Genomic DNA, 23,566 nt, shown 5'->3' with positions numbered 1-23,566 from the left:
AGTGGCCCCGGCGGGACTCGAACCCACGGCCTACGGTTTAGGAAACCGCCGCTCTATCCAGCTGAGCTACGGGGCCGGCCTTGCGAAGGCCTGGGCTTACCACAACCCCGGCGCCAGCGGCGAGCGGGACGCCAGGCCGACGGCGAGGGACCGGGCCCGGACGGCCCCACGCACCGTCACTACCCCTCCCCGCCCACCACCACCGTCCACGGCCGGACGCGCCACGACGTGACCAGGCCGTTCCGCACGTACGGGTCGGCGCGCGCGAACGCCTCGACCTCCTCGGCGCTCGCGGCCTTGAACACGAGGAGCGCGCCGTCGGGCGGATCGAACGCGCCGGCGAGGAGGAGCCGTCCCTCCTGCCGGGCCTGCTGGGCCGCCGCGAGGTGCTCGGCGCGGAACGCCGCCCGGCGCTGGACGTAGTCGGGGACCGTCTCGTACAGGAGCGCGAAGTACATGATGGCTTCCGTATACCCGTCGCCCGGCGACCCGGCACGTCCGCGGTCGCGCGACGGCGGGCCGGGCGCCGCGGCGCCGATGTCGGATGGCGCCGCCCTTTCGAGCGAGAGAGGCGCTCGCTACACTGCCCCTCCCCCGCACCCGCAGTGGAGCGCCTCCCGTGAAGAACGTCCTCGCCGCCCTCACCGTGCTCGCCCTCGGCACCGGCTGCGCCGTGCAGCTCCCGGTGCAGCGCCGCTCCGTCCAGGCGGTCCAGCCCGCGGCCTCCTCGAAGAAGTGCCCGCCCGGCCACCAGTGGAGCGACGGCACCTGCCACGACACGGGCAAGGGGCGGGACCGCGGCCGGCGCTGAGCGGGCGACGCTCCTCGCGCCGGTGATCGGCGGCTATCCCCCGGCGTCCGCCCGGAGCGCTCCCTCGTCCCCGGGCGCGTGCCGCGCCACGCTCGCCGCCGGGGGCCGCAGGTGCCCCTCCAGCACCGCCATCCCGCCCAGCCGCGCGAGGCCGGGCACGGCGAGCGCCAGCCAGTCGGCGAGGCAGAGGCCGTCGGCGGCGGCGCGGCGCAGCGGGCCCGCCGACTCGAAGGCGCCGCCGGGGAGCACGAACCGGTTCAGCCGCCCGGCGAAGGAGAACGGCCGGATGCGCAGGTCCGGCACCCACCGGCGGATGCGGCGCAGCTCCGCCTCCCGGAGCGGCCGCTCGTCGGGCGTCCCGTCCGGCGGCACCGGCAGCATGAGGCGCAGCCGCCGCAGGCCGGGCACGCGATCGACCGGCTCCGAGAACAGGAAGCGCGCGTCCCGGCGCGCCGCCCGGGCCAGGCGCTCCAGCACGCCGTCGAGGTCGTGCAGCACGTGGTGCAGGACGCCGTCGCCCCAGATCACGTCGAACGCCCCGTCGGGCAGCCCCGCGCGCTCCAGCGGCGCGCACACGAACTCGGGCGGCTCGGCCAGGCCGGCCTGCGCGGCCCGCCGCCGTGCCAGCTCGATGGACCGGGCGGAGATGTCCACGGCGGTGACGCGCGCCCCGTGGGAGGCGAGCAGGATGGCGTTGTCCCCGAGCCCGCACCCCACGTCGAGGATGCGCAGCCCGCGCACCTCGCCGAGCCGGCGGAAGCGGTACTCCTTGTTGAACCAGAAGCGGGCGGGCCGGCGGTACCGCGCGACCACCGCCGGGTCGAGCCGCCACCCGGCGCGCTCGAGCGTCGCCGCCTGCGCGTCGAAGAACGCTGCCTCGGAGCGGTGGATCTCCTCGGGGTGACGCAGCTGATCTGCCATGGCTCCTCCGCCCTCGCGAGGATCCAAGGCTTGTACGCACAGTGTCGCCCGGCAACGCCGGCTCCGGGGTCGCCGCCCGCGGGGCGCCCGTCTAGGTCTCCCCCTCCAGCGCGGCGTCCACCGGGAAGGTCATGGCGCTGCGCGTCCCCACGAACGTCTTGCGCAGGCCGAGCTCGGGCATGTCCACGATCTCGATGGTGTCGCGCGACCAGGCGTCGCCGCCCTGCAGGTACACCAGCTCGGCGTCCGCTGCCGCGCGGAGGTTGTGCGGCTCGCCGCCGGGCCGGAAGCCGAGGAAGTCGCCCGGGACGATGGGCTCCTCGCGATCGCCGAGGAGCGCGACGCCGCGGCCGGAGAGCACGTACATCCACTCCTCGTCGTGGCGGTGCACGTGCTTCACGAACGACTCCCGCCCGGCCGGCACGGCCGCGATCCCGGCCGAGATGCGCTTCAGCGCGGGGCGCGAGAGCCACTGCAGGCGGACCTCGGAGCGCGGGTTCTGCGGGTGCGAGTACGGCCGCGCCTCGCCCCGCTCGCCCGCGCGCACGAGCAACCGCGGCCGGGCACCGGGCGGCGGCAGCCCGAACAGCTCGCGCGGCGGCTCGGCGTCCGGCGGCAGGAAGGGCACCTCGGCGTCGAGCGGGTACACCGCGTGGCGCGTCCCGGTGCGGACCAGGCGCCGCCCGAGCTTCGGGAAGTCGGCCACCTCCACGTCCGGGATCACCTCGCCGCCCTCGAGCAGCCAGAGCCGCGCGTCCGTCGAGTCGTTGCGGACCTGGTGCGCCACGCCGGGCGGGAGCGCGACGAAGTCCCCCGCGGCGATGGGGTGATCGGTCCCGTCCAGCTCGACGACGCCTCGCCCCTCGAGCACGTACGCCCACTCCTCCTCGCGGTGGTGCAGGTGGTAGACGGCGCTCTCCTTGCCGGGCTCGAGCCAGGCGAGGTTCACCGCCACGCGGCCGAGCCCGGTCGCGCGCGAGAGCATCCAGCCGTGCACCTCGGCGCGAGGGTCGTACGGGTGGCCGGTGGTGTGGGCGGCGCCGCGCTCGGCGGCGCGAACGAGGACGCGGTGCTCGGTGGCGTCGGGCATGCGGATCCGATACCCCGCTCCGCCGCGCGGACGCCACCGGCGAGGCGGGGCGTCGCGACTCAGAGCTTGTAGCCGAAGCGCCGCAGCAGCGCCTTCCGCTCGGCCTCGTCGGCCTCGGCCTCGACGCCGAGCGGCGCGCCGCCGTCCACCACCCCCACGATGCCGCGCCCGGTCGCGGTCTGCGCCACCAGCACCTCGACGTCGTTCGCGGTCGCGCAGAAGACCGCGCACACCTCGGGCACCGCCTTCAGCGCGTTCAGGACGCTCACCGGGAAGCCCTCGCGCAGCAGCACCACGAACGCGTGGCCCGCGCCGATGGCCTGCGCGTTCCGCACGGCCAGGTCCACCAGGTCCGGCGCGTTCCCGGAGCGGCGCACCAGCCGCGGCCCGGACGCCTCGCAGAACGCGATCCCGAAGCGCAGCGCGGGCGCGCTCTGGGCCAGGACCTCGTGCAGGTCCTCCACGGTCTTGATGAAGTGGGCCTGCCCCACCACCACGTTCACGTCCTCGGGCTTCTCGATCCGGACCGCGGCGAGCTCCATGGCGTCCTCCTCCCGGCGCGCCCCCAGCATGCGCACGCGGCGGCGCGCGCCGCGCCGCAGGCGCCGAGCGCACTTGGGTTGCGCCCGCCGGCGCACGCGGACGAGGGAGCGGGCGGGCGCACGGCCGCCTCCGCCGGCGCTCGGCTCCCCGAAGGACCCGGCCCCGCACCACGGCCGGCCGGTACGATCCGAATGACCACGCAGGAGGTGACCATGGAGACCCCGCTGCAGCTGGCGTGGATTCACGTGGAGCCCTCCGAGCCGCTCGCCGAGCGCGTGCGCGAGGCGGTCCGGCGGCTCGAGCGCTTCCACGGGCGCATCACCGGGTGCACGGTCGCGCTGGAGGCGCCGAGCCGGCACCACCGCAACGCCGGCGCCCAGTACCGGGTCCGCATCGAGCTGAGGTTCCCGGGCGGCCGCGCCGTGGTGGGCCGCGCGCCGCCCAGGAGCCGCGACCGCGCCGACCTGTACGCGGCGCTGAACGCGGCGTTCCGGGACGTGCGGCGCCAGCTCGAGGACCGGCAGCGCCGCATGGACGGCCGCGTGAAGGCGCACGAGGCGCCGCCGCACGGGGTGGTCGCGCGCATCTTCCACGGCGAGGGCTTCGGGTTCCTGCGGACGCCGGACGACCGCGAGATCTACTTCGACGCGCGCAGCGTGCTGCGCGGCGGCTTCGACCGGCTGGAGATCGGCAGCCCGGTGCGGTTCGTGGAGGAGCCGGGCGAGGAGGGGCCGCAGGCGAGCACCGTGGCGCCGCTCCGGCGGCGGGCCGCGCCCGCCGCGCCGGCGCAGCCCTGACCGGCGCGCGGCGCCGCGCTTGCCTCGAAGAGACACCGGGCCGGCCCGCGCGTGGCGAGCCGGCCCGGCGACGGCACGTCGCAGCGAGGAGCTACTTCGACGCCGTCTTCGGCTGGTCCTTCACCACCTCGAGGTCGAGCGTGATGGTGACCTGGTCGCCCACCGCGGGGCCGGCCTCGACCATCTTGTTCCACACCAGGCCGAAGTCCTTGCGATCCACCTTGGTGGTCGCGGCGTAGCCGCGGCGCGTCTCGCCGCCCATGCCCTTCACCTCGGGCGACGCGGTCACGTCGAGCGTCACCGGGCGGGTCACGCCGTGCATGGTGAGGTCGCCGGTGACCTTCAGGCCGTCCTTGCCGGCCTTCGCGACCTTCGTGGACTTGAAGGTGATGGTCGGGTACTTCGCGACGTCGAAGAAGTCGGGCGACTTGAGGTGCGCGTCGCGATCCGGGACCTGCGTGTCGATGCTGTTCACGTCGATGGTGGCCTCGACCGTGGACTTCGCCAGGTTCGCCTCGTCCAGCACCAGCTTGCCGGAGAGCGTCGTGAACGTGCCGCGCACGGTGGAGATGACGAGGTGCTTCACGGCGAAGCCCGCGTTCGAGTGGGACGCGTCGAGCGTCCAGGTGCTGGGCGCCGCGAGGGCGAGCGCGGGGGCGAGGGCGAGGGCCGCGGACAGGAGCTTCTTCATGGGAGGCGATTCCTTTCGGTCGTTGGTGGGCGGGGGCATCGCCGCCCGTCCGGACGCCCCGTGATCTGCCATCGTTCCCCGCGTCGCGCAGCACGCCGTTCGACACCTCTCTGTTGCGCAACTGGAACGATGCCCCGGCGCGGCGCGGGCCGCGCGCCGCTTGAAATCGCGCGCGCGCGCGGCAAGAACGCGGGCATGCCCCTCCCGCCGAGCGCCGCCCCCGACCCCATCGCGCGCTTCCGCGACGCGCTCGCCCGCGCCGCGGCCGCCTCCCCCCACGACGCCACCGCCGCCGCGCTCGCCACCGCGGACGCGCGCGGCGCGCCCTCGGTGCGCATGGTGCTCGTGAAGTCCGCCGACGCGCGCGGCTTCGCGTTCTTCACGAACCGCGAGAGCCGCAAGGCGCGCGACCTCGCCGCGAACCCGCGGGCCGCGCTCTGCTTCCACTGGCCGGCGCTGGAGGAGCAGGTGCGCGTCGAGGGGGCGGTCACGCCGCTCCCCGACGCCGAGGCCGACGCCTACTTCCGCTCGCGCCCGCGCGAGAGCCGCGTGGGCGCCTGGGCGTCCAGGCAGAGCGCGCCGCTCGGCGACCGGGCCGAGCTGGAGGCGGCGGTCCGCGAGGTGGAGGCGCGCTTCCCGGGCGACGAGATCCCGCGCCCGCCGTTCTGGGGCGGCTATCTCGTCGCGCCCGAGCGGATCGAGTTCTGGCGCTCCGGGCCGGGCCGGCTGCACCACCGCACCGTCTACGTGCGGCGCGGCGACGGCTGGGAGGTGGGCGCGCTGCAGCCCTAGCGCGCCTCCGCCCGCCCCTCGACAGGCTCGGGGCGAGCGGAGCTCGGAAGGTCGCTCGCCTGAGCCCTACCCGCCGCTTCCGGCGCAGGCGCAGCTGCCGCGCGACGCGCCGGGCTCGACGTGGCAGGCCCAGTCGCCCTCCTTGCCGCCCAGCGCCTGCGCGCACTCTCCGGCGTTCGCGCAGCCGCCCGCGGGCACCGTGCCGAGGTACTCCGCCGCGTAGGTCTCGCCGGGGTTCGCGACGCACGCCGCCGACGGGTCGATGGCGATGCACTGGGACGTTCCGGCCGCGAGGCAGGCCGGGGTGGTGCTCGGGTCCTCGCAGCCGACGAAGCACCAGTCGGTGCCGTAGGCGCACGTCCGGCGGGTGGTCCCGGCGGCGTCGGCGATGCGCAGGTTCGTCACCGCGCGGGCGGCGGGGAGCGTGGGCAGGCGCAGGCCGTCGAGCGGGCGCGCCAGGTCCGCGATGGCCGAGAGCACCGGGCCGAACGTGCTCGGCGGGTAGGCGTCGCACACCGTGCCCTCGACCACGCCGACGCCGCGGGCGCGGAGCTGATCGCCGAGCTGCAGGAAGCGCTCGCCGGCCGCGAACGCGCCGCCGCAGGCGGGCGCGGCGGGGTGGCAGGTGAGCGGCGGCGCCACCGGGCACGAGGCGGTGCCGCTGCAGGAGTCGGCGGCCGCGTAGGAGCCGTCGGCGCAGCGCACGCTCGACACGATGAACGCCGCGCCCAGGTCGGCGGGGCCGTCGGCCCGGACCAGCGAGGCGAAGAACGAGGCGTAGTCGGACACCGGGAACTCGCGCTGCGCGCCTTCCGGCTGGTGCTTGTCGAGGACGCACGCGTCCGCGCCCGGGGTCGAGGTCGCCATGGGCACCGGCGCGGCGGCGGGGCTGGAGCAGTCGTCCTCGTCGCCCACCCACACCACCACCAGCTTCGCGCCCGGCCGCGGGAACGTGCCCGGCGCGACGCCGGGGAGCTGGCCGGCGAGCGCCTTCTGCAGCGCGAGCCGCCCCGCCTCGAGCCCCTGCTCCTGGCCCGAGCCGCAGCTCCCGACCTTGATGTTCTGCGCGAACTGCTGGACGAGCTGCGTCAGCCGCGCGTCCTGCGTCGCGGTGCCCCAGGAGGCCCAGTCGAGATCCTTCGAGAAGTCGAGCAGGCGCGGGTTGCCGGGCGCGGAGACGAGCGCGCCCGCCGGATACGGCGCGCCGGCGACCGCGTAGCCTGGCGTGCAGAACGACGAGGACGGGAACGGGTTCGAGTAGCCGGTCTGCAGCGTGGTGCAGGCGTCGCCGGGCGCGCAGCCGGCCCCGGCGTCGGTGCAGTCGCTCGGCGCGCAGCACTGCTGCTTCGAGCCGGTCACGCGGAGCCCGTCCGCGTCGAGCACGGGGGTGGTCACGCACACCTGTCCGCCGCCGCAGCCCGCGGCGGTCCCCGGCGTGCACGAGGCCACGTCGGTGCACGCCGAGGTGCGGCAGCACTGGTTGCCGCCGCTCCCCGCCACGCACGAGCGGCCGTTCGGCCCGGCCCAGAACACGGACGTGGTGGTCACCGCGATCCGGAAGTCCACCGGGTCGAGGCCGCGGGCCGCGCGCGCGGTGTTCGCCTGGACCATCCGCGTGATGAAGTCCTTGAAGCTGGCGGCGAGGCCGTCCTGCTTCGGGTCCATCGACGGGGAGTCGTCCACCACGAACAGGATGTCGGCGCTCGACACCTTGGAGAGCTGCACCCGCACGCTGCCGGGCTGCAGCAGGCAGTGGCCGACCGGGCTGAAGTTGTAGTCGTTGCACCCCGCGGCGGCGGAGGCGAGCAGCGCGAGCAGCATCCCGCGGCGAACCATGCCCGACGAGATGAAGCTCGCCCGCCCGTGCGGCAACGGCCCGGAAGCCCGCCCTGCGCGAGGGATGCCGGGCGCGGTCCGCGCGCACGGGCGCCGTCCGGGCGCCCGCCCGCCGGGCCCCTAGAGCTTCACGCGTGCACCTGCGGTGAAGCTGAACACGTCCGCGGGGCCGAGGGTCCTCGGGTTGGCGGCCCACACCCGGAGCATGTGCCCGAGCGCCACGCCCTCTGCGTAGAGCGACACCGGCACGTCCAGGAAGCGCTTCGGGACGGTGAGGCTGGTGCCGAGCGTCAGGCCCGGGTGCAGCGCCGTCGGCACCGGGTAGTAGCCGCTCGGATACCGGCTGGGCTGCACGATGAAGTACTCGCCACCGAGCAGGTAGGTCACCTGGAGCCCGACCGTGAACGGGCGCGCCTTCCAGCCCTGCCCGAGGCGGACGATCCAGGGGGACCAGGTCACCTTGGCCGACAGCTGGTAGATGTCGGTGCCGCCCACCGACGCCGGCACCCACCCGAACAGGAGGTCCCCGAGCACGCGGTCGTCCCGCCACGCGTGGCCGCCGCCGACCGCGAGGAAGCCCACGTTGCCCGCGAACTGCGCGGTGAGGTGGTCCGGGAGCAGCCAGTGGCGATCGCGGCCCTCGGGGCGCTCGTAGGAGCGATCGAGCGAGGCGTGCTCGGCCTCGGCCCGCGCGGCCGCGGGGACCCCGAGGGCGGCCGACAGCGCGGCGGCGAGCGCCAGGGCGCGGGCGGTCCTCACCACGACACCTGCTCCACCACCGGCTCGCCGGCCGCCGGGAGCGTGAGGAGCAGCAACGACCGCCCCGTGAGCGCGTCCGCCGTCCAGAGCCGCACGCCCGACTCCTCGCGCAGCTCCTGGCGGTGGACGTGCGCGTAGAACGAGTCGGTCACGCCGTGCGCGGCGAGCAGGTCCAGGTACGGCTGGCGCAGCGCCGCGTTGAAGTCCTCGTGCCAGGGCGGCACGTGCGCGACCACCACCGCGCGGTCGTGCTCGCCGTCCGGCGCGAGCTGCGCGGCGAGCCAGTCGAGGTCCGGGACGTCCTCCGGGAACCCGTACTCGCGCGCGTTGGTGTCGAGCAGCACGAAGCGGGTTCGACCCCAGGTGAACACCAGGTTGCGCGCGCCGAACAGCCGGTCGTAGATCGCGTCGCCGCCGCCGAGCATGTCGTGGTTGCCGAGCACCACCAGCCACGGCACCCGCAGGCCCTCGAAGACGTCCTGCATCAGCTCGTACTCGCGGAGCAGGCCCAGGTCGGTGAAGTCGCCGAGCTGGATCGCGAACGACACGCCCTCCATGGCGTTGACCACCCCGACCGCGTCCTCGGCCTCGTCGAACGCGAGCTGCGTGTCCCCGAGCAGCGCGACGCGGAGCGGCTCCGCCGGCGGCGTCGCGAGGAGCGCCCCGACCGCCTTCCGGTTCAGGCCCTTGGCGTCGGGGAGCGCGTACGGGCTGTACTCGAGGCAGCCCGAGACCAGCACCGCCAGCGCGGCGACCGCGCCGAGGGGGCTCCGGACCGACGCCGGGAGCTGGGGCCGCAGGGACATGCCCCTCCACTCCGCAAGGACCGTGCCCCGCCGCGCTGCGGCATCGAATGCGCTCGGCCCAGGCGAAAGCCGCTCTCCCCAGGGCCGCAGCCGTGTCGGGTCCGTGGACAGGAGCCGCCCCGATTGTCGGCCCGACGTACAGGCGGGGTGGCCGGCGAGGCCGGACCCGCAGATAATCGGGCCATGGAGATGCCGAACGCCCAGGGCCCGGATCTTGCGAAGGATCGGGGCATGGGCACCCATGCGCAGCGGGAGCACCTGCGCCGCTCGAACCTGGCCGCGGCGGACGAGCGGTGGCGCCGGAGCCGGCCCGCGCTCGTGGTGGCCCTGTACGCCGCGTGGATCGGCTTCGCGGCGCTGCTCTGGTTCCAGGGCTACCCGCGCTGGCGCGTGCTCGCCCTCCTGGGCCTCCTGGCCCTCGCGCTGGCGCTGCACGCGGCCCGCGCCTGCGTCCGCGCGAACGGCCCGTTCTGCACCGCCGTGAACGCCGCCGACATCCGCCTGCCGCTCGCCATGGCGCTCGCGTCGGTGGCGCTGACCGGCGGCCTGCACAGCCCGCTGCTCGTCGCGCTGCCCCCGACCGTGTCGGTGCTGGTGGTCCGCTGCGGCTGGAGGCGGGAGACCGCGGGAGCGGTCTGGGCCCTGGCCGCCGCCGGCCTGGTCATGCTGCTCGCGCCCGGCTCGATGGGCCCGCCGGTCCCGGAGCGCACCTTCGCGCTGGTCGCCCTGGTGGCGCTCGTCGGGACCGTGGCGGTGCACGCCGACTACGTCGTGATCCTCGGCGAGACGGTGGCCGACTCGGTGCGGGGCATGCTGCGGGCCCGCGACGAGGTGGCGAGCCAGGCGCTCACCCGCGCGCGCGAGCTCGAGCTGATGAGCTCGCAGATCTCGCACGAGCTGAAGAACCCGCTCGGCGCCATCAAGGCGCTGGTGCAGATCTCGGCCCGCGGCGCCTCCGACGGCGACACCTGCGAGCGGCTCAAGGTGGTCTCGTCCGAGGTCGAGCGCATGCGCGAGATCCTCGACGGCTACCTGTCGTTCTCGCGGCCGCTCGAGTGCCTGCAGCGCGAGGAGCTCTCCGTGGGCGAGCTCGCGGACGAGGTGCTCTCGGTGCTGCAGGGCCGCGCCGCCGCCGGCGGCGTCGGGCTCCACCGGCGCGGCGACGCGCGCATCGACGCCGACCCGCGCCGCCTGAAGGAGGCGCTGCTGAACCTGGTCGCGAACGCGGTCGAGGCGAGCCGCCGCGGCGACCGGGTCGAGGTGCTCGTCTCCGACCGCGGCGGCGCGGTCGAGGTGGCGGTCCGGGACACCGGCCGCGGCATGCCGCCCGCCGTGGTGGCGCGCCTGGGCACCCCGTTCTTCACCACCCGCGAGCAGGGCACCGGGCTGGGCGTGCTGCTCGCCCGGCGCGCGTTCGTCCAGCACGGCGGCACGCTCGAGTACGCGAGCGCCCCCGACGCGGGCACCACCGCAACCGGCACCCTCCCCCGGGTGCACCAGGAGGCCACCGAGAATGTCCCGGCTGCTGCTGGTCGATGACGAGCCCGCCGTGCTCTACGCGCTGAAGGAGCTGGCGCGCTCGAACGGCCACGAGCCGGTCACCGCGCGCTCCGGCGCCGAGGCGCTCGAGCGCCTCGAGGGCGTGGACGCCGTGGTCACGGACTACGCCATGCCGGAGATGGACGGCCTGCAGCTGCTGCAGGCCATCCACGAGCGCGACGCCTCGCTCCCGGTGGTGGTCCTCACCGCCCAGGGCTCGGAGCGCGTGGCGGTGCGCGCCATGAAGGCCGGCGCGTACGAGTACGTCACCAAGCCGTTCGACATCGACGAGATGACGCTGGTGCTGGACCGGGCGCTCGAGACGCGCACGCTCCGCGTCCAGAACCGGCGCCTGGCCGTCGAGAAGGCGCTCGGCCGGAGCATCGTGGGCGACGCGCCGGCCATGCAGCGGCTCCTCGACGCGGTGGCGCGCGTCGCGCCCAAGGACGTCACGGTGCTGGTGCGCGGCGAGACCGGCACCGGCAAGGAGCTGGTCGCGTCGCTGCTCCACGCGCAGAGCCGCCGCGCGTCGGGCCCGCTGGTCCGCTTCAACTGCGCGGCCATCCCGGCCGAGCTGGCCGAGGCGGAGCTGTTCGGGCACGCGCGCGGCGCCTTCACCGGCGCGGTCCAGGCGCGCGAGGGGTTCTTCGCGCAGGCCGACGGCGGGACGCTGGTGCTGGACGAGGTGGGCGAGCTGCCGCTGCCGCTCCAGGCCAAGCTGCTCCGCGCGCTGCAGGAGGGCGAGATCCAGCCGGTGGGCGCCGGCCGCGTCGAGCGCGTGGACGTGCGCGTCGTCGCGGCCACGCACCGCGACCTCGCCGAGGAGGCGCGCGCGGGCCGGTTCCGCGAGGACCTGTACTACCGGCTCGCGGTGGTGGAGCTGGTGGTCCCGCCGCTCCGCGAGCACCGCGAGGACATCCCGGCGCTGGCGAAGGAGTTCGCCCGGCGCTTCGCCGCGCGCTTCGGCGTGGACGACGTCCGGCTCTCGCCGCCGCTGCTCGAGCGGCTGGCCGCGGCGGAGTGGCCCGGCAACGTGCGGCAGCTCGAGAACCAGGTGGCGAGGCTGGTGGCGTTGAGCAACGGGGGCGAGCTCGGCCCGGAGGCGCTGGAGGCGGGGGCCGCCCCGGCCGCGCGCGAGCCGGGCGTGGAGCCGCCGCCGGAGGGCGCGCTCACGCTGCACGAGCACCTCGACGCGGTCGAGCGCAACATCATCGCGAAGACGCTGGCCGCGACCGGCGGCAACCAGTCCGAGACGGCGCGCCGCCTCGGGGTGAGCCGCGGCGCGCTCATCGACCGGCTGAAGAAGTACGGCTTCGCCTAGCCCGCCGGCGGACCGGCGGGCGCGCGCGCGGCGCCCGCGCTCAGTGCGGCACGAGCCCGCCGCCGGGCGGCTCCGCCGGCACCGGGCGCCGCCCCGGCTCGCGGCTCTGCTCGATCACCTCGGCCGCGAGCGCCCGGCTCACCATGGCGAGGTCGTCCACGCTGAGCAGGCCGACCAGCCGCTGGCGCGCGTCGAGCACCACCAGGCGCCGCACCGCGTGCTGCTCCATCTCGTGGGCCGCGTCGTCCAGCTCCGCGTCCGCGTAGCAGTGGATGACCTGCGGCGTCATCGCGTCGCGCACCTTCACGACGCGCGGGTCGCCGCCCTCCGCCGTGCTCCGCATCACCACGTCGCGGTCGGTGATCACGCCGAGGACCCGGTCGTGCTCCGAGACCGGCAGGATCCCGATGCCCAGCGACCGCATCATGCGCGCCGCCTCCTGCAGCGTCGCGTCCGGGCCGATGGTCTCGGCGCGGATGGTCATCGCGTCCTTCACCCTCATGTCCGCCTCCTCGCGCTCGCCTAGGGGAGCTCGGCCCACGCCGGGTCCGCCACGGTCCGCGCGGTCGCGCCCGTCTCCTTGGTCCGCACCACCACCACCGAGCAGGGCGCCTGCCGCACCACCCGCTCCGCCACCGAGCCGAGCACGAGGTGCTTCAGCCCGGTGCGCCCGTGCGTGCCCACCACCAGCAGGTCCACGCCCTCGTCCCGCGCGTGCTGCAGGATCTCCGCCGCCGGGCTGCCCGCGAGCACCTTGGTGCGCACCGGCCGCCCCAGCCTGCGCTCCGCGTCGCCCCGCCACGCCGCGATGTCGCGCTCGAGGTCCACCGCCACGAGCTCGAACAGCGCCCGCGGCGGCACCAGCATCTCGGTCGCGGCGGCCACCGGCAGCTCGTGCACGTGCACGAGCTCCAGCTCCGCCTCGAAGCGGCGCGCCAGGTCCGTCGCCTCCACCATCGCGAAGCGGGAGGCCTCGGAGAAGTCGATCGCGCAGCAGATCCTCATCCGTTCCGCCATCCTTCCCACCTCCCGGTTCAGCGTACGCCCTTCGCGCCGGCGCGCCCGCTGCCACCCGGGGGACTCCGCCGCGGCCTGCGGCCGCGCGTCCGCGCCCCCGTCGCGGGCGAGGCACCCGGCCGCACCCGCACGCCGTCGCCCCGGCGGGCGCGTACACTGGGAGGGCGAAACGGGGGTGTCGCATGGCGATCGCGCCGCTGTCGGCCGGGGCGCTGCGGGACCGGGGGCTCGCGCCGGAGGTCGCGTTCCAGACGACCGAGGACCTCGACGACCTCGACGAGCCGCTGGGCCAGGCGCGCGCGGTGGAGGCGCTGGCGCTCGCGGTGGCGATCCGCGGCGAGGGCGCGAACGTGTTCGTCACCGGCCCGCCCGGCGCGGGGAAGCGGGCGCTGGTGCGCCGCCGCCTGGAGCGCGCGGCGCTGGACGCGTCCACCCCGTCCGACTGGTGCTACCTGAACGGCTTCGCGGATCCCCGCCGGCCGAGCGCGGTGGAGCTGCCGCCCGGGCGGGCGGTCGCGCTGCGCGCCGACCTGGACCGGCTCGTGGACGAGCTGCGGCTCGCCCTCCCCGCGGCGTTCGAGAGCCCGCACCACCGGGCGCGCCTCCAGGCGCTGGTGAAGGAGCTGGAGGAGGCCCGCGAGCGCGCCGTCGAGGAGGTGCGCCGCCACGCCGAGGCGCGCAGCGTGGCGCTGGCGCGGACGCCGGTGGGCTACGGCTTCGCGCCGGTGCGCGACGGCGCGGTGGTGGAGCCGGACGCGTTCCGCCAGCTCCCGGAGGACCAGCAGGAGCGCTTCAAGCGCGACATCGAGCGGCTGCAGGACGAGCTGCAGGCGGTGCTCCGCGGCATGCCGGCGCTGGAGCGGCGGCACCGCGAGCGGGTGAGGGCCGCCAACCGCGAGGCGGCGCTGGCGGCCGCCGGCGGGCTGCTCGAGGACGTCCGCCGCCGGTGGGCGGACCTGCCCGCCGTGCTCGACCACCTCGCCGCCGTCGAGCGCGACGTGGTGGACAACGTCCAGGAGTTCCTGGCCGGCGCCGAGGGCGACGGCGACGTGCCCTCGCAGGTCCGCAAGCTCCTCTCCGAGACCCCGGCGCTGCGCCGGTACGGCGCGAACGTGATGGTGGATCGCTCGGGCCAGGCCGGCGCGCCGGTGGTGTTCGAGGACCTGCCCAGCGTCGCGAACCTGGCCGGCCGCGTCGAGCACCACGCGCACTTCGGCACCCTCGTCACCGACTTCACGCTGATCCGGCCCGGGGCGCTCCACCGGGCCAACGGCGGCTGGCTGATCCTCGACGCGCGGCGGCTGCTGGCGCAGCCGTTCGCCTGGGACGAGCTGAAGCGCGCGCTCCGCTCCCGCGAGATCCGCATCGAGCCGCCCGAGCGGCTGCTCGGGCTCGGCGGCACCTCCACCCTCGAGCCCCAGCCCATCCCGCTGGAGGTGAAGGTGGTGCTCATCGGCGACCGGCTCCTGCACCACCTGCTCGGCCTGTACGACCCCGAGTTCTCGCAGCTGTTCCGGATCCAGGCGGACTTCGAGGACGAGATCGCGCGCTCGGCCGAGGCCGACCTCGGCTTCGCCCAGCTGGTCGCGACCGTGGCGCGCCGGGGCGGGCTGCGGCCGCTGGACCGCCCCGCGGTGGAGCGCGTGCTGCGCGAGTCCTGCCGCCGCGCCGGCGACGCCACCCGCATCAGCGCCGACGTGTCCTCGCTGGAGGACCTGCTGCGCGAGGCGGACCACCACGCCGCCGCCGACGGGCGACCGGCGGTGGCGCCGGCGGACGTCGAGCGCGCCGCCCGCGCCCGCGAGCGCCGCTCCGGGCGGATCCGCGAGCGGCTGCTGGAGGAGGTGCTGCGGGGGACGCTGCGGATCGAGACCGCGGGCGGGCGCGTCGGCCAGGTGAACGGGCTCTCGGTGGCGTCCTCCGGCGGCGTGGCGTTCGGGCGCCCCACCCGCATCAGCGCCCGGGTCCGGCTCGGGCGCGGCGAGGTGGTGGACATCGAGCGCGAGGTCGAGCTGGGCGGGCCGCTGCACTCGAAGGGCGTGCTGATCCTGGCCGGCTACCTGGGCGGCCGCTACTGCCGCGGCCGGCCGCTCACGCTCGCGGCCACGCTGGTGATGGAGCAGACCTACGGCGGCGTGGAGGGCGACAGCGCCTCGTCGGCCGAGCTGTACGCGCTGCTGTCGGCCATCGCCGGCGCGCCCCTGCGCCAGTCGCTCGCGGTGACCGGCTCGGTGGACCAGCTCGGACGCGTCCAGGCGGTGGGCGGCGTGACCGAGAAGGTCGAGGGGTTCTTCGAGGTCTGCCGGGCGCGCGGGCTCACCGGCGAGCAGGGCGTGCTCGTGCCCGCCGCGAACGTGCCGCACCTCGTGCTCCGGGAGGAGGTGCTCGCCGCCGTGGCCGAGGAGCGGTTCGCGATCTTCCCGGTCGAGACGGTGGAGCAGGGCATGGAGCTGCTCACCGGCCTCCCGTCCGGCGCGCCCGACGTGGCGGGCCGGTTCCCCGAGGGCACGCTCGAGGCGCGCGTCGCGGCCAGCCTCGACGCGCTGGCCGAGCGGGCGCGGGCGTTCGCGGCGTCGTCCCGCGAGGAGGAGCGCCGCCCCTGACCCCCGGGCCTCCGGGCCCCGCCGGCGGCGTCAGAGCGCGGCGGCCGTCTCGAGGGCGTGCGCGGGCTCGTGCGCCACGAGCACCTGGCACGGGGCCTCGCGCACCACGCGCACCGCCACCGCGCCGCCCACGGTGCGCCCGAGGCGCCGGTGCGGGTGCGCGCCGACCACCACCAGGTCGTACCCGCCCTCCCCGACCGTCCGGAGGATCTCGCCCGCCGCCCCCCCGCTCGCGAGCAGGGCCCGCACCGGCCTGCCCACCACGCCCTGCGCGACGCCGCGCCAGCGCTGCAGCTCGGCGCCGAGCCGCTGCGCCTGCGCCTCCAGCCGCGCGGGATCGCGCGCCGCGGCGCGGGCCTCCGCCCGCGCGAGCGGCTCGTGGACGTGCACCAGCGCCAGCTCGGCGCCGGTGGCATGGGCCAGGTCCGCGGCCGTCGTGACCGTGGCGCGCGAGGCCTCGCTGAGATCGACCGCGCAGAGGATCCGCTGCCAGGACCGCATGGCGCCTCCCGGGGCGCGCCGGTGCGCGCCCTACCCGGCCGCCCGCCCGCGCCCGGCGCGGCGGGGCTGGCCGGGATCAGTGGTACTGCGCGGCCTCGGCCGTGAGATCCTGGTGCGCCGGCTCGGCGCCGCTCCGCACCACCAGCACCGGGCACGGCGCGCGGCGGGCCACCGCCTCCGCCACCGAGCCGAGCACCAGCCGGCGCAGGCCGCTCCGGCCGTGGGTGGCGATCACCAGGAGATCCGTCCCGTGCTCCGTGGCGAAGCGGGGGATCTCGTCCTCCGGCTGCCCGGACGCGACGTGCGTGGACACCGGCGCGCCGACGAGCCGCTCCGCCTCGCCGCGCCAGGCGGTGACGGTCCCCTCCGCCTCCTCGGCGATCATCGGCCCGAGGTCGCGGGCGGCGACCAGCATGTCCGTCGCCATCACCGGCGGCGAGACGTAGACGTGCAGGAGCGTCAGCTCCGCGCCCATGAGACGGGCGAGCTCCGCCGCCTCGCGCATGGCGCGGCGCGAGGGCTCCGAGAAATCGACGGCGCAGCAGATCTTCTTCCAGCCGGCCATGGCGCACCTCCGGATCCCCCGGCGCTCGGCCCCGGTCCACGGCGGGCGCCGGCTGGACCCATCCGATCGTACGCCCGCCCACCGGGCGGAGCGCACGTCAGGAGGGGGGACCCGGAGGCGGGGCGAGGGCGGCGCCGCGCACCGCGCGCACGCGCGCGCGCCGGCGCGCCCGTCCGCTCGCCCGCGCCGGCTCAGCGGGCCGCGATGAGCGTCGGCGTGCTCGAGGCGGCCGTGTCCTGCGGCTGCGCGGGGACGACCGGCCGCGGCTCGATCCGCTCGCCGGCGGCGAGCATGCGGAGCGAGAGCGCCAGCAGCTCGGAGATCAGCTCACCGGAGCCCGGCACGTCCAGCTTGCGGTAGATGCGCTTGCGGCGGGCCCGGATGGTCTCGGGGGAGACGTTGGCGGCGGCCGCGGAGTCCTTGCACGCGAAACCCTGGGCCAGCCGGAGCACCTCCGCGCGCTCGGCGGGCGTGAGGCTGCGGCCCTCCAGGTACTTGGCGGTGAACGGCGTGAGGATCTCGACGTCGATGTGAGGCATGGGCTCTGCTTCCTTCCCCGGAACATGTCCGGCCGTCTCGGCGCCGCCCGGGTCCCCGATCCACCCCTGGACCCCACCCCGGGCGGCCGCCCTGGTGAACGCCACGTTAGGCACCATCCAGCCGGGCGCCACGCCCCATGTGGTACGTAGACATGAAAGATCGAGGGGTTGAACGGCGCGCTGGCCCCCCGACCGGCCGCGAATAGAATGCCCGCACGCATGCCGGGACCAGCGCGGGAGGATCGAAGACCCATCACCGCCCGCGCGCTGCGCGCCGGCCTGGCGTGGATGACGCCGCTCGGCGGCCCCCTCGACCTCCGGCTCCTGGGCCGGACGCTGCTGCACGCGGCGGTGCTGGGCTGCCTCGCGGGCCTGGTGGGCGCGGGCTTCTTCGCCGCGCTCGAGATCGGCCAGCGCCTGCTGCTCGGCGGGCTGGCCGGGTACCTGCCGCTCCGCGCCGCCGGCGAGCTGGTGTTCGGGAAGGAGCCGGCCGGCCCGCTGCGGCCGTGGGTGCTCGTCCTGCTCCCCGCGCTCGGCGGCCTGGCGAGCGGCCTCGTCACCGCGAAGCTCGCGCCCGAGTGCGGGGGCGGCGGCGGCGACGCGACCATCGACGCCTACCACCTGCACGGTGCGCGCATGCGCGCACGGGTGGCGCCGGTGAAGGCGCTCGCCTCGGTGCTGACGCTCGCCACCGGCGGCGCGGGCGGCCGCGAGGGGCCGACCATGCAGATCGGCGGCGCGCTGGGCGCGCTCATCGGCCGGGTGCTGCCGACCAGCCCGCGCGAGCGGCGCATCCTGATGGTGGCCGGCGTGGCGGCGGGCATCTCGGCGGTGTTCCGGACGCCGCTCGGGGCCGCGCTGCTCGCGGTCGAGATGCTGTACCGCGACGACTTCGAGTCCGACGCCCTGGTCCCCGCCATCCTCGCGAGCGTGGTGGCCTACTCGCTGGTCGCGTCCATCTACGGCGAGACCACGCTGTTCGGGCGGCTCCCCGCGTTCCCGTTCGTGCCGCGCCACCTCCCGCTCTACGCGCTGCTGGCGCTGCTCGTCTCGCTCGGCGCGGTGGCGTTCGCGGTGAGCCTGCGCACGGTGGCCCGCGGGTTCGGGCGGCTCCCCGGGCCTGCCTGGCTGCGGCCCGGCCTGGGCGGCCTGCTCATGGGCGGGTTCGCGACCGCGGTGATCCTGCTCGTCGGCCACCTGTACGGCGCGGAGGACCGCGGCATCGGCCTGCTGGGCGGCGGCTACGGCGCGGTGCAGGCCGCCATCGCGGGCTCGCCGGGCATGCAGCCCGGGTGGCCGCTCGTGATCCTCCTGCTCGGCCTCGCCGCCGCGAAGGTGGTGGCGGCCTCGCTCACCATCGGCTCGGGCGGCTCCGCCGGCGACTTCGCCCCGGCGCTCACCATCGGCGGCCTGCTGGGCGCCGCCTTCGGCCACGGGGCCGCGCTCGTCACCGGCGACCCCACGCTCCAGCCGGCCGCGTTCGTGCTGGTGGGGATGGGCACGCTGTACGGCGGGCTCGCGCACGTGCCGCTCTCGGCGCTGGTGCTGGTCTCGGAGCTGGCCGGCAGCTACGACCTGCTCGTCCCGATGATGCTCTCCATCGGCGTGGCGTACGTGGCGCTGCGGCGCTGGACGCTGTACCCCGCGCAGCCGCGGAACCAGCGCGAGTCGCCGGCGCACCCGGAGCTCCGCGCGCGCGACCTGCTCGCCCGCGTCACCGTCCGCGACGTGGCCGTGCCCGCCGAGGCCGGGCCCGCCGAGGCCGGCGCGCGGCTCGCCGAGGGGCTGGCGGCGGCCGCGAGCACCTCCCGCCAGCGCGTGCTGCCGCTGCTCGGCCCCGCCGGCGCGTGGGCGGGGCTCGCCGACGTGGACGCGATCCGCGCGGCCGCCGCCGACCCGCACCTCGGCTGGGCGGTGCTCGCCGACGTGGCGGCGGGGTGGACGGCGGTGGCGCCCGAGACCACCCTCGCCCGCGTGGGCGAGCTGCTGGTGGACAGCGGGCTGCGCCAGCTCCCGGTCGTCGAGGGCGGCCGGGTGACCGGCTACGTCGGCGAGGCGGAGATCGCGCGGGTGTTCCTGCAGGCGATCGCCGATCCGCCCGCTCGCCACCCTGCCGGCGCCTAGCGACCGGCCCCCTGCCTTTCCCCTCGCTCGCGCGCACCGGCGCGGCGCCGGGCGCATCCATGGGATGGGCGATGGGGGAGACGGGCGGACCGTCCCCCGGGCCGCCGCGGCACGGCGCCGCCGGCCGGACCGCCGCGGAGGTGCCGGGTGGCGCAGCGGCTGGAAGAGTACGCGATGGTCGGCGACGCGCAGAGCGCCGCGCTGATCGGGCGGGACGGCTCGGTGGACTGGCTGTGCTGGCCGCGCTTCGACTCCGACGCCTGCCTCGCCGCGCTCCTCGGCACGCCGGAGCACGGCCGCTTCGCCCTCCGCCCGGTGGGCGAGGTGCGCGCCGTGCGCCGGGCCTACCGGCCGGGGACGCTGGTGCTGGACACCGAGCTGTCCACCGCCGAGGGCGCGGTGCGGATCGTGGACTTCATGCCGCCGCGCGGCGCCGCGCCCGACCTGGTGCGCCTGGTCCAGGGGCTCCGCGGGCGCGTGGAGCTCGACCTGGAGCTCTCGCCCCGCTTCGGCTACGGGGCGCGCCGGCCCTGGATCCGCGGCCAGGGGCGGCACCTCTCCGCGAGCGCCGGCCCGGACACGCTCCACCTGCTCGCCGCGGTCCCGCTCCGCGCCGAGCACGGCACCGTCCGCGCCCGCTTCGCGGTCTCCGCCGGCGAGTCGGCGCCGTTCGTGCTCACCTGGCACCCGTCCCACGAGCCCGCGCCCACGCCGCCGGAGCCCGGCGCGGCGCTGGAGGCGACCGAGGCCTGGTGGCGGCGCTGGTCCGGGCGCTGCACCGCGGGCGGCCGCTGGCACGCGCTGCTGGTGCAGTCGCTGGTGGTGCTGAAGGCGCTCACCTACTCGCGCACCGGCGGGATCGTGGCGGCCCCCACCACCTCGCTCCCCGAGGCGCCCGGCGGCGTCCGCAACTGGGACTACCGGTTCTGCTGGATCCGCGACGCGACCTTCACGCTCCTCGCGCTCATGGGCGCCGGGTACGTGGACGAGGCGCGCGCCTGGCGCGACTGGCTGCTCCGCGCGGTCGCGGGCCAGCCGGAGGACCTGCAGATCATGTACGGCATCGCCGGCGAGCGGCGGCTCACCGAGCTCGAGCTGCCGTGGCTGCCCGGGTACGAGGGCGCGCGCCCGGTCCGGATCGGGAACGCCGCCTCCTCGCAGCTCCAGCTCGACGTGTTCGGCGAGGTGCTGGACTGCCTGCACCAGGCGCACCTGTCCGGCCTGCCGTTCAGCCCCGACGCCTGGACCGTGCAGCGCGCGCTGCTCGACTGGCTCGAGTCGCACTGGGACGATCCCGACGAGGGCATCTGGGAGATCCGCGGGCCGCGCCGCGACTTCACGCACTCGAAGGTGATGGCCTGGGTGGCGGTGGACCGCGCGCTGCGCTCGGCGCGCGCCGGGCGGCTCGAGGGCCCGCTGGATCGCTGGCGGGCCCTGCGGGCGCGCATCCACGCGGAGGTGTGCGCCCGCGGCTACGACGCGGAGCGCGGCGCGTTCACGCAGGCGTTCGGCTCGAAGGCGCTCGACGCGAGCCTGCTGCTCGTGCCGCAGGTGGGGTTCCTGCCGGTCACCGATCCGCGCGTGGCCGGCACGATCGCCGCGATCGAGCGCGAGCTGACCGAGGGCGGCCTGGTGCACCGCTACGACAGCCGCACCGGCGTGGACGGCCTCCCGCCCGGCGAGGGGGTGTTCCTGGCGTGCACGCTCTGGCTCTCCGACGCGCTGCGGATGCAGGGCCGGCACGCCGAGGCGACCCGCTACTTCGAGCGCGTGGTCGGGCTCGCGAACGACGTCGGGCTGCTCGCCGAGCAGTGGGATCCGGTCCAGCGGCGGCTGGTGGGGAACTTCCCGCAGGCGTTCTCGCACGTGGCGCTGGTCAACACCGCGCTGGGCCTGAGCAGCGAGGCGCCGCACCGCTCCGGGCGCTGCCCGGACGGCGACTGCGACTGAGGCCGCGGCGCCGCGACCGGGCTCAGCGCCGGCCGCCGGCCTCGCCCGGCACCGTCCGGAACGGCACCGTGATGCGCCCGGAGACGCGGTCGCGCTTGCGCAGCCGGCCCGCGTCCACGAGCATGCGCCCGGCCCAGCGGTACACGTTGAACTCGGACACGAACGTGCGCAGCGCCCGCATCCGCTCGCGCTGCTCCTCGCGCGGCATCGCCAGCGCCGCCGCCAGCGCGGAGCTGGCCTCCTCGAGGTCGTACGGGTTCACCAGCAGCGCCTCGCCCAGCTCGCGCGACGCGCCGGTGAACCGCGAGAGCACCAGCACCCCCGCCTCGTCGTCGCGCGCCGCCACGAACTCCTTCGCGACCAGGTTCATGCCGTCGTGCAGCGACGACACGTAGCAGAGGTCCGCGGCGCGGTAGAAGCGGAACACGGTGGGCGGCTCGTGGTGCTCCCGGAGCAGCACGATGGGCCGGTAGGACGCCTCGCCGAACCGCTCGTTCACCCGCCGCGCCACCTCCTCCACGTTGCGGTTCAGCTCCTGGTAGCGCGGGATGCGCGTGCGGCTGGGGGCGGCGAGCTGCGCGAAGGTGAACCGGCCCCGGAACTGCGGGAAGCGCTCCAGCAGCCGCTCCACCGCCAGCAGCCGCTCCTCGATGCCCTTGGTGTAGTCGAGCCGGTCGATGCCGACGCCCAGCAGCGCGTCGGGCGCGAGGCCGAGGTCGGCGAAGACGCGCTCGCGGCACAGGGGCGCCGCCGGCGCGTCCGCCGCCCACCGGGTGGGCCAGTCGATGGAGATCGGGTAGGCGCGGATCAGCGTCTCCTGGCCGCCCAGCACCACGCTCTGGCGCTCGCGGTCGAGGCGCGCCTCGAGGTAGCGGTCCACCGAGTCGAGGAAGTTGTTGCAGTGCGCCTGCACGTGGAACCCGAGGATGCTCGAGCCGAGCATGCCCTCCAGGATCTCGGGGCCCCAGGGGCAGATCCCGAAGCGCTCGGAGTTCGGCCACGGGATGTGCCAGAACGTGATGATGGTCGCGCGCGGCAGCCGCTCGCGGATCATCCGGGGCAGCAGCGCGAAGTGGTAGTCCTGCACCAGCACCACCGGGTCGGGGCCGGTCGCCTCCTGGCACACCGCGTCGGCGAACTTGCGGTTCGCGTCGCGGTACGCGGCGAAGTCGGCGCCGCGGAACGTCGGCCGGGTGTGCGCCACGTGGCACAGCGGCCACAGCCCCTCGTTGGAGAAGCCGTAGTAGTAGCCCTCCTCCTCGGCCGCGGTGAGCCACACGCGCCGCAGCGTGTAGGCGGGGTCGTCCGGCGGGACGCGCACGCGGGCGTGCCGGTCCACCACCTCCCGGTCGGCCGAGCCGCTGCCGTGCGCGATCCAGGTGCCGCCGGTGGCGTGGACCACCGGCTCCAGCGCGGTGACGAGGCCGCTGGCCGGGTGCTGCACCCGGAGCGTCCCGTCGCGCCGCTCGTGGATGTAGGGCTCGCGGTTCGCGACGACGATCACCTCGCTGCCCGGGAGGTGCCGCGCGAGCGCGTCGCGCAGCCGGGCCGGCGACCAGAGCCCGGCCCTGCCGTCGGACTGCTCCGCAGCCAGCTCCGAGACCAGGGCGCGCACGTCGGACAGGAGCGGCTGGAACTCGCGCCGGGTGCGCGGCGGGGCCGACGGGCCCGGCATGAGCCAGGTCGCCCGCAGCACGCGCTGCAGCTCCGCGCTCCACCCGCGCCACGAGAAGCGCGCCGCGAGCGTGGTCGCGACCGCCGCGGCCAGCGCCACGATCGCGAACGCGACCGCCAGGAACCCGCGCGTCTGCTCCTCGCGCGTCGCGACCCAGCTCATGTCGTGCACGAGCGCCACGAACCCGAGCGGCCCCTCCTCGTCGGCGAGCGGCACGGCGGTGAGGTGCACCCGGGTCTCGCCGTACGGCGCCTCGAACGCCCAGGTGGTGGGCGAGGCCGCGCCCGCGGACGCGTGCGCCCGGATCCGGCCGCAGTCGAACGGCGCCGGGTACTCGGAGGTGCTCGCCACGAGCGCCCCCTCGGGATCGCAGGCCGCCGCGCCGAGCACCCGCTCGTCCCGGGCCACCTCGCCCAGGATCCGGCGCACCCGCGCACGCTCCCCCTTGCGGAGCGCTCGCTCCAGCCCGTCCCGGGCACCGGAGACCGCCAGCTCCGCCCGCATGCGGGTGTCGCGGTCGAACCAGCGCCGGGCCGTGTGCTCCACGAGGACCGACGCCCCCCAGGCGATGGCGCCCAGGAGGAGCATCAGCGGGACGAGGACCTTCAAGACCGCGCGCATCGGAGCATCCTATGTCCGGTCGGTTGGCCCTCCAACCGCCTGCGGGGGACCCTGCGCCAGGAGGA

22 protein-coding genes and 1 tRNA gene are annotated in these 23,566 nt (G+C 76.3%); 8 read left to right on the top strand and 15 right to left on the bottom strand.

The features are described 5' to 3' along the window. Positions 1-2: 2 nt before the first annotated feature. Positions 3-76: transfer RNA gene (locus ADEH_RS07550), tRNA-Arg, on the bottom strand. Between the two features lie 103 nt (positions 77-179). Continuing rightward, positions 180-458 (bottom strand): YciI-like protein, encoded by a 279-nt coding sequence (locus ADEH_RS07545; RefSeq protein ID WP_011420517.1) that lies wholly within the window; start codon positions 456-458, stop codon positions 180-182. 161 nt (positions 459-619) lie between these two features. On the opposite strand from ADEH_RS07545, the gene ADEH_RS07540 reads away from it, so the two are divergent. Further along, positions 620-811, top strand: a complete 192-nt coding sequence (locus ADEH_RS07540; RefSeq protein WP_041453399.1) for a hypothetical protein — start codon at positions 620-622, stop codon at positions 809-811. 33 nt (positions 812-844) lie between these two features. Here ADEH_RS07540 and ADEH_RS07535 read toward each other — a convergent pair whose 3' ends face one another. The 3 genes from ADEH_RS07535 to ADEH_RS07525 all read right to left on the bottom strand — a co-directional run bounded on the left by ADEH_RS07535 (position 845) and on the right by ADEH_RS07525 (position 3,364). Next, positions 845-1,732: a class I SAM-dependent methyltransferase gene (locus tag ADEH_RS07535; protein WP_011420516.1), complete on the bottom strand. Its 888-nt coding sequence runs from the start codon at positions 1,730-1,732 to the stop codon at positions 845-847. 91 nt (positions 1,733-1,823) lie between these two features. After that, entirely contained in the window at positions 1,824-2,822 is a 999-nt protein-coding gene (locus ADEH_RS07530) for a cupin domain-containing protein (RefSeq protein ID WP_011420515.1), read from the bottom strand. A gap of 59 nt (positions 2,823-2,881) precedes the next feature. Beyond that, on the bottom strand, positions 2,882-3,364 hold the full coding sequence (locus ADEH_RS07525) for an adenosine-specific kinase (protein ID WP_011420514.1): 483 nt from the start codon (positions 3,362-3,364) through the stop codon (positions 2,882-2,884). A 192-nt stretch (positions 3,365-3,556) separates the two neighbouring features. Here ADEH_RS07525 and ADEH_RS07520 point away from each other — a divergent pair, with 192 nt between their 5' ends. Beyond that, positions 3,557-4,162 (top strand): HPF/RaiA family ribosome-associated protein, encoded by a 606-nt coding sequence (locus tag ADEH_RS07520; protein WP_232287449.1) that lies wholly within the window; start codon positions 3,557-3,559, stop codon positions 4,160-4,162. A gap of 91 nt (positions 4,163-4,253) precedes the next feature. On the opposite strand, the gene ADEH_RS07515 is transcribed toward ADEH_RS07520, so the two are convergent. Next, entirely contained in the window at positions 4,254-4,853 is a 600-nt protein-coding gene (locus tag ADEH_RS07515; RefSeq protein ID WP_041453398.1) for a YceI family protein, read from the bottom strand. Between the two features lie 195 nt (positions 4,854-5,048). Between ADEH_RS07515 and pdxH the strand changes: the two genes are divergently transcribed. Beyond that, positions 5,049-5,645 (top strand): pyridoxamine 5'-phosphate oxidase, encoded by a 597-nt coding sequence (pdxH, locus tag ADEH_RS07510; RefSeq protein ID WP_011420511.1) that lies wholly within the window; start codon positions 5,049-5,051, stop codon positions 5,643-5,645. A 66-nt stretch (positions 5,646-5,711) separates the two neighbouring features. On the opposite strand, the gene ADEH_RS07505 is transcribed toward pdxH, so the two are convergent. From ADEH_RS07505 to ADEH_RS07495, 3 genes are all read right to left on the bottom strand, one after another. Continuing rightward, positions 5,712-7,481 (bottom strand): hypothetical protein, encoded by a 1,770-nt coding sequence (locus ADEH_RS07505; protein ID WP_011420510.1) that lies wholly within the window; start codon positions 7,479-7,481, stop codon positions 5,712-5,714. A gap of 120 nt (positions 7,482-7,601) precedes the next feature. Further along, entirely contained in the window at positions 7,602-8,240 is a 639-nt protein-coding gene (locus tag ADEH_RS07500; protein WP_232287448.1) for a hypothetical protein, read from the bottom strand. Next, positions 8,237-9,046: a metallophosphoesterase family protein gene (locus tag ADEH_RS07495; RefSeq protein ID WP_011420508.1), complete on the bottom strand. Its 810-nt coding sequence runs from the start codon at positions 9,044-9,046 to the stop codon at positions 8,237-8,239. The genes ADEH_RS07500 and ADEH_RS07495 overlap by 4 nt, the downstream gene beginning before the upstream one ends. Positions 9,047-9,277: 231 nt before the next feature. On the opposite strand from ADEH_RS07495, the gene ADEH_RS07490 reads away from it, so the two are divergent. Both ADEH_RS07490 and ADEH_RS07485 read left to right on the top strand, forming a co-directional pair. Further along, positions 9,278-10,585 (top strand): sensor histidine kinase, encoded by a 1,308-nt coding sequence (locus ADEH_RS07490; RefSeq protein ID WP_232287447.1) that lies wholly within the window; start codon positions 9,278-9,280, stop codon positions 10,583-10,585. Beyond that, positions 10,560-11,906 carry a sigma-54-dependent transcriptional regulator gene (locus ADEH_RS07485; RefSeq protein WP_011420506.1) on the top strand — a complete coding sequence of 449 codons (1,347 nt, stop codon included), beginning with the start codon at positions 10,560-10,562 and terminating at the stop codon, positions 11,904-11,906. Before ADEH_RS07490 ends, ADEH_RS07485 begins: the two co-directional genes overlap by 26 nt. 40 nt (positions 11,907-11,946) lie before the next feature. Here ADEH_RS07485 and ADEH_RS07480 read toward each other — a convergent pair whose 3' ends face one another. Continuing rightward, positions 11,947-12,408, bottom strand: a complete 462-nt coding sequence (locus ADEH_RS07480) for a CBS domain-containing protein (RefSeq protein ID WP_011420505.1) — start codon at positions 12,406-12,408, stop codon at positions 11,947-11,949. Positions 12,409-12,428: 20 nt separating this feature from the next. Next, positions 12,429-12,923 (bottom strand): universal stress protein, encoded by a 495-nt coding sequence (locus ADEH_RS07475; protein ID WP_011420504.1) that lies wholly within the window; start codon positions 12,921-12,923, stop codon positions 12,429-12,431. A 182-nt stretch (positions 12,924-13,105) separates the two neighbouring features. Here ADEH_RS07475 and ADEH_RS07470 point away from each other — a divergent pair, with 182 nt between their 5' ends. Next, complete coding sequence (locus ADEH_RS07470; protein ID WP_011420503.1) at positions 13,106-15,526, top strand: Lon protease family protein; 2,421 nt, start codon at positions 13,106-13,108, stop codon at positions 15,524-15,526. A gap of 30 nt (positions 15,527-15,556) precedes the next feature. On the opposite strand, the gene ADEH_RS07465 is transcribed toward ADEH_RS07470, so the two are convergent. From ADEH_RS07465 to ADEH_RS07455, 3 genes are all read right to left on the bottom strand, one after another. Next, positions 15,557-16,027 carry a universal stress protein gene (locus ADEH_RS07465; protein ID WP_011420502.1) on the bottom strand — a complete coding sequence of 157 codons (471 nt, stop codon included), beginning with the start codon at positions 16,025-16,027 and terminating at the stop codon, positions 15,557-15,559. Positions 16,028-16,103: 76 nt separating this feature from the next. Continuing rightward, the gene (locus tag ADEH_RS07460; protein ID WP_011420501.1) at positions 16,104-16,592 is read right to left on the bottom strand and encodes a universal stress protein; all 489 of its coding nucleotides are present in this window, start codon (positions 16,590-16,592) and stop codon (positions 16,104-16,106) included. A gap of 191 nt (positions 16,593-16,783) precedes the next feature. Next, positions 16,784-17,131, bottom strand: a complete 348-nt coding sequence (locus ADEH_RS07455) for a LuxR C-terminal-related transcriptional regulator (RefSeq protein ID WP_041453396.1) — start codon at positions 17,129-17,131, stop codon at positions 16,784-16,786. Positions 17,132-17,350: 219 nt separating this feature from the next. On the opposite strand from ADEH_RS07455, the gene ADEH_RS07450 reads away from it, so the two are divergent. Beyond that, positions 17,351-19,255, top strand: coding sequence for a chloride channel protein (locus ADEH_RS07450; RefSeq protein ID WP_049760072.1), 1,905 nt, complete (start codon positions 17,351-17,353; stop codon positions 19,253-19,255). A 147-nt stretch (positions 19,256-19,402) separates the two neighbouring features. Beyond that, positions 19,403-21,205, top strand: a complete 1,803-nt coding sequence (locus ADEH_RS07445) for a glycoside hydrolase family 15 protein (protein ID WP_011420498.1) — start codon at positions 19,403-19,405, stop codon at positions 21,203-21,205. A 22-nt stretch (positions 21,206-21,227) separates the two neighbouring features. Here the strand turns inward: ADEH_RS07445 and ADEH_RS07440 are convergent, their stop codons facing one another. Further along, positions 21,228-23,501 carry an alpha,alpha-trehalose-phosphate synthase (UDP-forming) gene (locus ADEH_RS07440; RefSeq protein WP_011420497.1) on the bottom strand — a complete coding sequence of 758 codons (2,274 nt, stop codon included), beginning with the start codon at positions 23,499-23,501 and terminating at the stop codon, positions 21,228-21,230. Positions 23,502-23,566: the final 65 nt, after the last annotated feature.

This window comes from Anaeromyxobacter dehalogenans 2CP-C (genome assembly GCF_000013385.1).
In the GTDB taxonomy this organism is placed as follows: domain Bacteria; phylum Myxococcota; class Myxococcia; order Myxococcales; family Anaeromyxobacteraceae; genus Anaeromyxobacter; species Anaeromyxobacter dehalogenans_B.
Note: the sequence above shows the minus strand (reverse complement) of the source record. Positions and strands in the feature narration are given on the sequence as shown.

What these genes read in the sequence shown, in the direction of transcription:
- ADEH_RS07545 (WP_011420517.1), bottom strand. Translation starts at nt 458, where the DNA reads ATGTACTTCGCGCTCCTGTACGAGACGGTCCCCGACTACGTCCAGCGC.
- ADEH_RS07535 (WP_011420516.1), bottom strand. Translation starts at nt 1,732, where the DNA reads ATGGCAGATCAGCTGCGTCACCCCGAGGAGATCCACCGCTCCGAGGCA.
- ADEH_RS07530 (WP_011420515.1), bottom strand. Translation starts at nt 2,822, where the DNA reads ATGCCCGACGCCACCGAGCACCGCGTCCTCGTTCGCGCCGCCGAGCGC.
- ADEH_RS07525 (WP_011420514.1), bottom strand. Translation starts at nt 3,364, where the DNA reads ATGGAGCTCGCCGCGGTCCGGATCGAGAAGCCCGAGGACGTGAACGTG.
- ADEH_RS07520 (WP_232287449.1), top strand. Translation starts at nt 3,557, where the DNA reads ATGACCACGCAGGAGGTGACCATGGAGACCCCGCTGCAGCTGGCGTGG.
- ADEH_RS07515 (WP_041453398.1), bottom strand. Translation starts at nt 4,853, where the DNA reads ATGAAGAAGCTCCTGTCCGCGGCCCTCGCCCTCGCCCCCGCGCTCGCC.
- pdxH (WP_011420511.1), top strand. Translation starts at nt 5,049, where the DNA reads ATGCCCCTCCCGCCGAGCGCCGCCCCCGACCCCATCGCGCGCTTCCGC.
- ADEH_RS07505 (WP_011420510.1), bottom strand. Translation starts at nt 7,481, where the DNA reads ATGGTTCGCCGCGGGATGCTGCTCGCGCTGCTCGCCTCCGCCGCCGCG.
- ADEH_RS07495 (WP_011420508.1), bottom strand. Translation starts at nt 9,046, where the DNA reads ATGTCCCTGCGGCCCCAGCTCCCGGCGTCGGTCCGGAGCCCCCTCGGC.
- ADEH_RS07490 (WP_232287447.1), top strand. Translation starts at nt 9,278, where the DNA reads ATGGGCACCCATGCGCAGCGGGAGCACCTGCGCCGCTCGAACCTGGCC.
- ADEH_RS07485 (WP_011420506.1), top strand. Translation starts at nt 10,560, where the DNA reads ATGTCCCGGCTGCTGCTGGTCGATGACGAGCCCGCCGTGCTCTACGCG.
- ADEH_RS07480 (WP_011420505.1), bottom strand. Translation starts at nt 12,408, where the DNA reads ATGAGGGTGAAGGACGCGATGACCATCCGCGCCGAGACCATCGGCCCG.
- ADEH_RS07475 (WP_011420504.1), bottom strand. Translation starts at nt 12,923, where the DNA reads ATGGCGGAACGGATGAGGATCTGCTGCGCGATCGACTTCTCCGAGGCC.
- ADEH_RS07470 (WP_011420503.1), top strand. Translation starts at nt 13,106, where the DNA reads ATGGCGATCGCGCCGCTGTCGGCCGGGGCGCTGCGGGACCGGGGGCTC.
- ADEH_RS07465 (WP_011420502.1), bottom strand. Translation starts at nt 16,027, where the DNA reads ATGCGGTCCTGGCAGCGGATCCTCTGCGCGGTCGATCTCAGCGAGGCC.
- ADEH_RS07460 (WP_011420501.1), bottom strand. Translation starts at nt 16,592, where the DNA reads ATGGCCGGCTGGAAGAAGATCTGCTGCGCCGTCGATTTCTCGGAGCCC.
- ADEH_RS07455 (WP_041453396.1), bottom strand. Translation starts at nt 17,131, where the DNA reads ATGCCTCACATCGACGTCGAGATCCTCACGCCGTTCACCGCCAAGTAC.
- ADEH_RS07450 (WP_049760072.1), top strand. Translation starts at nt 17,351, where the DNA reads ATGCCGGGACCAGCGCGGGAGGATCGAAGACCCATCACCGCCCGCGCG.
- ADEH_RS07440 (WP_011420497.1), bottom strand. Translation starts at nt 23,501, where the DNA reads ATGCGCGCGGTCTTGAAGGTCCTCGTCCCGCTGATGCTCCTCCTGGGC.